Below are 8420 nucleotides of genomic sequence, written 5' to 3' on the forward strand. Positions count from 1 at the left end.
TTCGTCGAAGGTCGCCGGTGATACTCACCCACGAGATCGCGCACGGCGTCGCCGCCGGTCAGGTCACGGTCGCCTACCGGCGCTGGATCCGGCCACGGGTGCGACCCGGCTCGACGTTCCACACGGTGGCCGGAATCGTACGCGTCGAGGCCGTCGACCGCGTCGAGGCCGAACAGCTCGACACGACCGCCGCGCGGGACGCCGGCTACGCCACACGGGACGCTCTGCTCTCGACCCTGCGCGGTGGCGAAGCCGATTCACTCTGGCGGATCACCCTGTCGTGGGCCGGGCCCGATCCCCGCACCGCGCTCGCCGAGAACCCGGTGCTCTCGCCATCCGACATCGCCGACCTCGACGCCGTGCTGGACCGGCTCGACGCCCGAACACCGTGGGCCCGCGCCGCGCTGGACCGGATCGGCCGCCATCCGGGCATCACCGCCGCGCGGCTCGCCGACGAGCTGTCGATCGACAAGGACTCCCTGAAACGACGCCTCCGAACCCTCAAAGCACATGCCCTGACCCGCAGCCTGCCCTCCGGGTATGAGCTTTCCGCTCGCGGCCACGCCTACCTGTCGGCCACCGGGCCTGCCTAGACCGACGGCCGGGAACCGGGGGGAGGACCGGTTCCCGGCCGATCGCGCCTCAGCTCGTCGAAAAGCCGGCGAACAGCACCGAGGCGAGTCCCAGGGCGAGGACCAGGTTGAACACGGTGGCGGCGCCGAAGACCGCCACCGGTCGCCACCCGGCCTGCCGCAGCGCCGCCACCCGCACTTCCAAGCCGATGCTGACGAAGGCCAGGATGAAGAACCAGGTCCGCAGGTCGTTGACGATCGCGATGGTGGCCTTGCCGTCCGCACCGGCGGCGTCGAGGTACCAGGTGGCGATCACCGACGCGGCGACGAAGCCCAGGACGAACTTCGGGAACCGGCGCCACAGCTCGCCGAGCCCCGGACGGGCCGCGCCGGCCCGGCGCTCGACGTGCAGCGCGAAGTACGCGGTCAGCGCCACCGCGACCACGCCCATCAGCGCGTTCTGGGTGACCTTGACGATGCTGGCGATCTGCAACGCCTCGTCACCGGCCAGCGCACCGGCGGCGGTGACCGCGGCGGTGGTGTCGATGTTGCCGCCGATCCAGGCGCCGGCCACCGCCGACTCCAACCCGAGCACGTCGGCCAGCCAGGGCAGCAGGAAGATCGACGGCAACGCGAAGACGATCACCAGGCTGGCCGTGTACGCCAGTTGTTCCCGACGGGCGCGGACCGCACCGGCGGCGGCGATGGCGGCGCTGACTCCGCAGATGGAGACGGCGGAGGCGAGCAGAGCGCGCAGCTTGTCGTCCAGACCGAGCCGCCCGGCGAGCCACCAGGTGAACAGGAACACGCCACTGATCAGCAGCAACGCCTGGGCGATGGCGGGACCGGCGGCGCTGGCGATGACCGCGAGATTGATCGACGCACCGAGCAGCACCAGACCGGTCTTGATGAAGAACTCGGTGCGGAACGCGGCGGCGATGCGGTCCCGCAGCTCGGTCAGCGTCACCGCCACGTTGCCGAGCAGGCCCAGCAGGATGGCGTACACCGGGTATTCGATCGCCCCCGCGACGTCCTCGACCGCCGTGCCCTCGGCCCACGTGGGCACGTTCTGTTCCAGATAGCGGGTCAGGACGGCGAGGACGAGGACGACCAGCAGGCCGACGGCGGTCCAGGCCCAGAAGGAGCCGCCGGGCGGCGGTGTCGCGGCGGGCGGCAGGGCCGCCGGTCCGGCGGGTGCCGATTCGGTGTGTACGGGCGCACCGGTCGCGCCCGCTGCGGAGCCGTCCGTGGTGGCCGTCGAGCCGGTGGTGGTCCCGGGGTCGGCCGGGGCGGTGGAGGCCGACTCGGCGGGTGCGGCGGTGCCGGTCGCGGGTCGGCTGGCGTCGGTGGTCATCAGGGCACCAGCCCGGCGGGGATGACGCCGATCAGGACCAGCCCGAGCAGGGCCAGGCCGAGCAGGGTGGCGGCCCAGTCCTCGTTGATGGCGAACCGGCTCTCCGGCGTGGTGGGGGTGGGCGGTGGTTCGGGGGCACTCATGGGGGTTCCTCCGGGGGTGTGAGGGCACGGCGACGCCGAGGGCGTACGGACGCGTGGAGTGAGCGAATCCGCCGGGTGACACCGGCGTACGGACGCGACGTCGGGCTCGGGCCGGTCAGGCGCGGCCCGAGCCGGTACAGAGCTCCGAGGCGACCCGCATCAGGTCGACGACCCGGCGGGAGGTGAGTCGAGGATCGGTGACCACCGAACTATATTCCTACCGGCAAAGTAGGAATACAAGAGCTGTCCACGTTTCGGGCGGCAACCGGGACCGGCAACGGGTCTGCGCGGCGCCTAGAGGCGGGCGCGCGCCGTCTCGACACCGTCACCGGTGAGGTCCGCGAGGTAGGCACGTCGGCCCGCGAGAACCATCACCAGCGCTTCCGTCGTTCCTCGAACGACCGGGCCGTCGCCGCTGCGGAACGGCCCGTCGGTCGCCTCCCACCGCAGGTCCTTCGCCACGGTGCGGCTGTTGACGGCGAAGTTCCTGGACACGAAGAACTCGGCGACCGTGGTAGCCGCCTCGACCGTCGGCCCGCCGGGCAGTCCGAGCGGGCGGCGGATGTCCTGGCCGTGCACGACGACCTCGCCCAGCCACGCGGCGGTGTGCCCCGACGGGGCGGTCGTGGCGGGCACGGCGGCCCGGAACGTCGCCAGCGTGTCGGCGGGCGTGGCACCGAGCTGCTCGCGCAGGCGACGCCGGTTGTGCACGTCCGGGCGGAACCCGGCTGCGGCCATGCTGCGGATCCAGCGGAACGGAGTCATGCGCGCGGCCGAGGTCAGGTGGGCCAGCGTCTCCTCGACGCTCCAGGAGCCGCAGAGCGAGCGGGTGGCCCACTGCGCGTCGGTCAGATCAGCGAGATCGTCGGCCAGGTCGCCACGGGCGGCGACGATCTGGGCGGCGATGCGAGCGGGATCGCTGGGATCTGCGGAGTTCATCGCCGAGCAGCTTAGAGCGACCGGCACGAGGCGATGGAGGCGAGGCGGGTCCGCAACGACCTCGTACCTGGTGGGCCGAGGTGACCGGGCGACCGACGGCCGAGGCGTGGCCGGGCCCTGGACGGGTAGACGGGGCGACGCCGTGCCGCGCCGGCCGGCGGCCGGCCCGTCGGTTGCCGGGACAGCGTGATCTTCCGGGGGGCCGATGACCGACTGGCCGAGGAGTTCGGACGACGTCGTGGAACTGCGGGTGCACGGGGTGTCCGGCGCGGGCGCCGAACAGATCCTGGACCGCCCGCACAGCCACCAGGTCGCCGGGGACGGCAGCGGCGGCTTCTACCGCCCGCGCCCCGGTTACCCGGACACCAGGGGGCCGGCCGGGGTCACGCTGGAGGCGTACCGGTGGAGCGACCTGCCGTCGGGCACCCTGGTCCGGACGTTGTCGCTGATGTTCCTGCTGCCCTTCATGCTGTGCAACGTCGCGATCTGGATGCGCCCGGCACATCGGGGCACCTCCGGCGCGGGGCTCAAGGCGGTGTGCCGGCTGCTCGCGCTCACCCTGACCATGCTGTACGTGCTCGGCGCCGTCGGCATGTCGGTCGACCTGCTCGCCTGGCGTTGCCTGCCGAACCCGTACTGCCTCCAGGATCGTCCCTGGCTGTCCTGGCTCGGCGGCCGACCGACCGGCGTGACGTTGGCGGTCTTCGGGCTGATTCCCGCCGCCGCGCTCGGCCTCGTCTGGCGGCTCGCGGCGCGCCCGGGGCGCAACTTCGACGCCTTCCAGACCCCCACCACCGCCTCCGGCCCGCACCATCTCAGCGCGGTCGGCCAGTGGGACAGCGCGCCGACGGTCGGCCGGCTGCGGTCGCTGCACGTGGCCGCAGGCTTCGGCACCCTCGCCCTCAGCGTGCTCGTCGCCCGGATCGACTCGGGTGCCTCGGCCGTCGTGGTCGCGTTGGCCGTGGTCACCGGTGTGGTCCTGGTGGGCTGCGTCGTGCTGCTCTGCGCCCACCCGCTGATCGACGCCCCGGTCGCGGACCGCCGGGTGGACCGGCTGACCGGCGGGCTGCGTACCGTGGCGTGTGCCCTGACCCCGTTGGTGCTGGTCACGGTGGCGCTCGATCCCGCACCCTGGCAAACGCGCACCGGCCTGCCCGGCTACGCCAGCATGGTCGGCGTCCTGATCCTCTCCCAGGCCGCGCTGCTGTTCGTACTCGGCACGGTGTCGCTGGCCCTGCGCCGTCGGGTTCGCGGCGCCGTGCCGACGTCGGACGACCTCGACGACGGCGAGACGGGCGACGGACTCGACGGGGACGAGATCCGTCGCGGGCCCGGCCGCGACGGACTCGGCGCCGGGCCGTTGCAGGGACTGGGCGCTCCGGTGATCGCGGCCGCCGCCACCGGGCTCGCCGTGGCGATCACCGCCGACCTCGTCTACCGGATCGCCGACCTGCTCAACCGGCGCGCCGCAGCCGACAACGAACGGGCGATCGGGCCGCCGCTGGGCTACAAGTGGGCCATCTTCGTGTTCCTCGTGGCGGCGGCGACCGTGCTGGTGGGGGCGGTCGTGATCACGCTGATCAGTCGCCTCGCGCGGCGGCGCACCGCCCGGGCCACCGTGGCGCGCGACTACCCCGACGCGCCACCGGCGGCGGGCTACCGTCTGCGCCAGGTCGAACGGACCATCGCCCGGGCCCGGTTCACCGAACGCCTGGAGATCCTCGCCGTGGTGTACGCCTGCGTCGTCGGCGCGGGCATGCCGACCAGCCTGCTCGGCATGCTCGACCTGGCACCGGGCACCGTCGTGCAGCGCCTCACCGGGATCCCGGCCGCCGCCACCGAGTTCGGCATCCAGGTGGGCAGCTTCCTGATCGCGGCGGTGGTGCTCGCCCTGCTGGTCGGTGGCATCTTCGCCTATCGCACGGCGGGATTCCGGCGGTACGTCGGCGTGCTGTGGGACCTGGGCACGTTCTGGCCCCGCGCGGCGCACCCGTTCGCCCCGCCCTGCTACGCCGAACGCGCCGTGCCGGAGCTGAGTCGGCGCATCACGTACCTCACCGAGCAGGGGCACGGCGTGCTGCTGGCCGGGCACAGTCACGGCGCGGTGCTGCTGGCCGCCACGATCCTCCAGTTGCCGCCACAGGTGTGCGGACGGCTGGCCCTGCTGACGTACGGGTCGCCGCTGCGTCGGCTCTACGCGCGGTTGTTCCCGGCCTACGTCGACGAGGACGTGCTGTGCGAGGTGGGTCGCCGGGTCAACTGGCGGTGGGCCAACCTGTGGCGGGACACCGACCCGATCGGCGGCTGGGTCTTCTCGCCGCACCGGCCGGACCGGCGGCCGACGGTGCCCGGTCCGGCCGGTGACGTCGACCGTCGACTGCGGGACCCGGTGGACGTGGTGCCGCCACCGGGCGACAGCGTGCCGCCGCCGATCGTCGGCCACTGGCCGGGCGAGTCCGATCCCCGGTTCAGCGCGGCCGTGGCCGAGCTGGCCGCCCGGCTGCGGGCGCGGGCCCGCCACGCGGCCACGGCCGCCACCGCGCCGGAGAAGCCCGCCGGACGGCGGCCGGTCGACGGAGCCGGGTGAGCCTGCGCGACCGGGGCCGCCAGGCACTATCCTTCGCCGGGTGGGCACCTCCGGTGGCAGCGAGCGGACGGTTGTCGCGTCGAACCGCAAGGCCCGGCACGACTACACGATCCTCAAGACGTACGAGGCGGGGATCGTGCTGGCCGGCACCGAGGTCAAGTCGCTGCGGGAGAAGCGGGTCTCGCTCGTCGACGCCTTCGCCCAGGAACTCGACGGCGAGATCATGTTGTACGGCCTGCACATCGCGGAGTACGGCTACGGCACCTGGACGAACCATGCGCCCCGGCGGACCCGGAAGCTGCTGCTACGCCGGGTGGAGATCGAGCGCATCCTGGCGCAGACCCGCGAGGGCGGGATCACGTTGGTGCCGCTGTCGATGTACTTCTCGGGCGGCTGGGCCAAGGTCGAGCTGGCGCTGGCCAAGGGCCGCAAGGCGTACGACAAGCGGCAGGCGTTGGCCGCCCGAGACGCCGACCGGGAGATCGCCCGGGAGATGGGCCGTCGCCTGAAGGGGCGGACCGGCCGGTACGCCGAGGGGCGCGGGACCGGTCGGTGATCAGCCGGCGAGCAGGTGTTCGTGTGCCGCGCGCAGCCGGTCGAGCGCCGGGTCACCGCCGGCCGGAGCGCGTCGCTCCAGCTCCGCCCAGACCTCGGCGAGCGCGGTCGTCACCGCGCGCAGCTCGGCGGCGTGCCGACGGCCGCTCTGCTCCCGTTGGGCCTCCAGCCGGCGGGCCCAGCCGGCGGTGACCTCGGCGAGCCGGTCGGCGTCGGCGCGGGCCTGGGTGGCGGTGCGCACCGCGCCCGGCGGCACGATCGCGGCGACCGGCCGGGGATCGCCGTCGCGGGTGATCACGGTGACGGTGTCGGTCAGCTCCGCCATGGCGACGAGCTGACTCAGTCGGGTGCGCGCCTCGCGCAACGGCAGCGAGCGCGGCGGGACGGTGCCTGGGGTGAGGGCGGGGACAGCCATGAATACATGGTGGGTGCGGGGTACGACACTTTCGGCAACCGTCCATCAGGGAGCGTGTCGACCGGACGGCCGCCGAACCCTGGACATCTACAGTAAACAATCTTAATAATTGTGCATCCGTCGATCGACGGCCCTCGTCCCCCGGGAGGTCCGGATGCGTCGCCCCACCCGACATCTACTGCTCACCGCCGTCGCCGCCCTGGCCACCGTCGCCGCCACCACGCTGGTGGCGGCCACCCCGGCACAGGCCGCCGGTCCCACGGCCAGCTTCGTCAAGACCGCCGACTGGGGCACCGGCTGGGAGGGCAGGTACATCGTCACCAACGGCGGCAGCAGCACGATCACCTCCTGGCAGGTCGCCTTCACCCTGCCCGCCGGGACCACCCTGGGCTCCTTCTGGGACGCCACCGTCAGCAGCGTCGGTCAGCGGCACACGTTCACCAACCGGTCCTGGAACGGCACCCTCGCCCCCGGCGCCTCGGCCTCCTTCGGCTTCCTGGCCACCGGGCCCGGATCACCCACCGACTGCCTGGTCAACGGCGTGTCCTGTGGCGGCGGCACCCCGACCACCCCGCCGACCACGACGCCACCCACCACACCGCCGCCCACCACGACACCGCCCAGCACCCCGCCGCCGACCACCGTGCCACCCACCACGCCACCGCCGACCACGCCACCGACCGGTGCGCTGCCCCGACGTGCTCTGATCGGCTACCTGCACGCCAGCTTCGCCAACGGCTCCGGCTACCTGCGGATGGCCGACGTACCGGCCGACTGGGACGTCATCAACCTCGCCTTCGGCGAGCCCACCACGGTCACCTCCGGCGACATCCGGTTCCAGCTCTGCCCGGCCAGCGAGTGTCCGGGCGTGGAGAGCGAGGCCGAGTTCACCGCCGCGATCAGGGCCAAGCAGCAGCAGGGCAAGAAGGTGCTGCTCTCCATCGGCGGGCAGAACGGGCAGGTCCAGCTCACCACGACCGCCGCCCGGGACACCTTCGTCCGCTCGGTGTCGGCGATCGTCGACCGGTACGGCCTCGACGGGCTCGACATCGACTTCGAGGGCCACTCCCTGTACCTGAACCCCGGCGACACCGACTTCCGCAACCCGACCACCCCGGTCGTGGTCAACCTGATCTCGGCGATCCGGACGCTCACGCAGCGCTACGGGTCCGGCTTCCTGCTCACCATGGCGCCGGAGACGTTCTTCGTCCAGCTCGGCCATCAGTTCTACGGGCCGGGACCGTGGGGCGGACAGGACGCGCGCGCCGGGTCGTACCTGCCGGTGATCCACGCGCTGCGGGACCACCTGACCGTGTTGCACGTGCAGAACTACAACTCGGGCCCGATCGTCGGGCTGGACGGCCAGTACCACACCATGGGCGGGGCCGACTTCCACATCGCGATGACCGACATGCTGCTCGCCGGCTTCCCGGTGGCCGGCAACCCGGACCGCGTCTTCCCCGCGCTGCGGGAGGACCAGGTCGCCTTCGGCGCGCCGTCGTCGGTCAGCGCGGGCAACGGCTACGTCGCCCCGGCCGGCGTCCAGGCGGCCGTCACCTGCCTGGTCCGGGGACAGAACTGCGGCGGTTACACGCCCCGCAGCGGCACCAACCCGAACTTCCGCGGCCTGATGACGTGGTCGATCAACTGGGACCGCTTCTACCAGTGGGAGTTCGGCCGCAACCACGGCCCGTTCCTCAAGGCCCTGCCCTGACCCGTGGCCACACACGGTGGTGGGGCCCCCCCCCCGGGCGGGGGGCCCCCCCCCCCCCCCCGGGCGGGCCCCCCCCCCCCGGGGGGGGGGGGCGGCGGGGGGGGGGCCCCTGGGCCCCGGCCCCGGCCCGCGCCGCCCGGC

Annotated in this window: 8 protein-coding genes; 4 read left to right on the forward strand and 4 right to left on the reverse strand. The window is 73.2% G+C overall.

The genetic code is table 11. The annotated features are described in order from the left end of the window. The first annotated feature begins 17 nt into the window (after positions 1-17). Positions 18-593 (forward strand): hypothetical protein, encoded by a 576-nt coding sequence (locus tag ACIBO1_RS25955; RefSeq protein WP_396750913.1) that lies wholly within the window; start codon positions 18-20, stop codon positions 591-593. 49 nt (positions 594-642) lie between these two features. Here ACIBO1_RS25955 and ACIBO1_RS25960 read toward each other — a convergent pair whose 3' ends face one another. The 3 genes from ACIBO1_RS25960 to ACIBO1_RS25970 form a co-directional block, all read right to left on the reverse strand. Next, on the reverse strand, positions 643-1926 hold the full coding sequence (locus ACIBO1_RS25960) for a YeiH family protein (protein ID WP_396750915.1): 1284 nt from the start codon (positions 1924-1926) through the stop codon (positions 643-645). Next, the gene (locus tag ACIBO1_RS25965; RefSeq protein ID WP_350694771.1) at positions 1926-2069 is read right to left on the reverse strand and encodes a hypothetical protein; all 144 of its coding nucleotides are present in this window, start codon (positions 2067-2069) and stop codon (positions 1926-1928) included. The genes ACIBO1_RS25960 and ACIBO1_RS25965 overlap by 1 nt, the downstream gene beginning before the upstream one ends. Positions 2070-2363: 294 nt before the next feature. Continuing rightward, on the reverse strand, positions 2364-3008 hold the full coding sequence (locus ACIBO1_RS25970) for a maleylpyruvate isomerase family mycothiol-dependent enzyme (RefSeq protein WP_396750917.1): 645 nt from the start codon (positions 3006-3008) through the stop codon (positions 2364-2366). A gap of 205 nt (positions 3009-3213) precedes the next feature. On the opposite strand from ACIBO1_RS25970, the gene ACIBO1_RS25975 reads away from it, so the two are divergent. Next, entirely contained in the window at positions 3214-5595 is a 2382-nt protein-coding gene (locus ACIBO1_RS25975) for a hypothetical protein (protein ID WP_396750919.1), read from the forward strand. Positions 5596-5635: 40 nt separating this feature from the next. Continuing rightward, on the forward strand, positions 5636-6151 hold the full coding sequence (gene smpB / locus ACIBO1_RS25980; RefSeq protein ID WP_350694774.1) for an SsrA-binding protein SmpB: 516 nt from the start codon (positions 5636-5638) through the stop codon (positions 6149-6151). On the opposite strand, the gene ACIBO1_RS25985 is transcribed toward smpB, so the two are convergent. Then, positions 6152-6565 (reverse strand): type II toxin-antitoxin system Phd/YefM family antitoxin, encoded by a 414-nt coding sequence (locus ACIBO1_RS25985; protein WP_396750921.1) that lies wholly within the window; start codon positions 6563-6565, stop codon positions 6152-6154. Positions 6566-6719: 154 nt separating this feature from the next. Here ACIBO1_RS25985 and ACIBO1_RS25990 point away from each other — a divergent pair, with 154 nt between their 5' ends. Continuing rightward, a complete protein-coding gene (locus ACIBO1_RS25990) occupies positions 6720-8279 on the forward strand; it encodes a chitinase (protein WP_396750923.1) in 1560 nt (519 codons plus the stop codon). Positions 8280-8420: the final 141 nt, after the last annotated feature.

It is taken from the genome of Micromonospora sp. NPDC049903, assembly GCF_044460945.1.
Taxonomy (GTDB): Bacteria; Actinomycetota; Actinomycetes; order Mycobacteriales; family Micromonosporaceae; genus Micromonospora.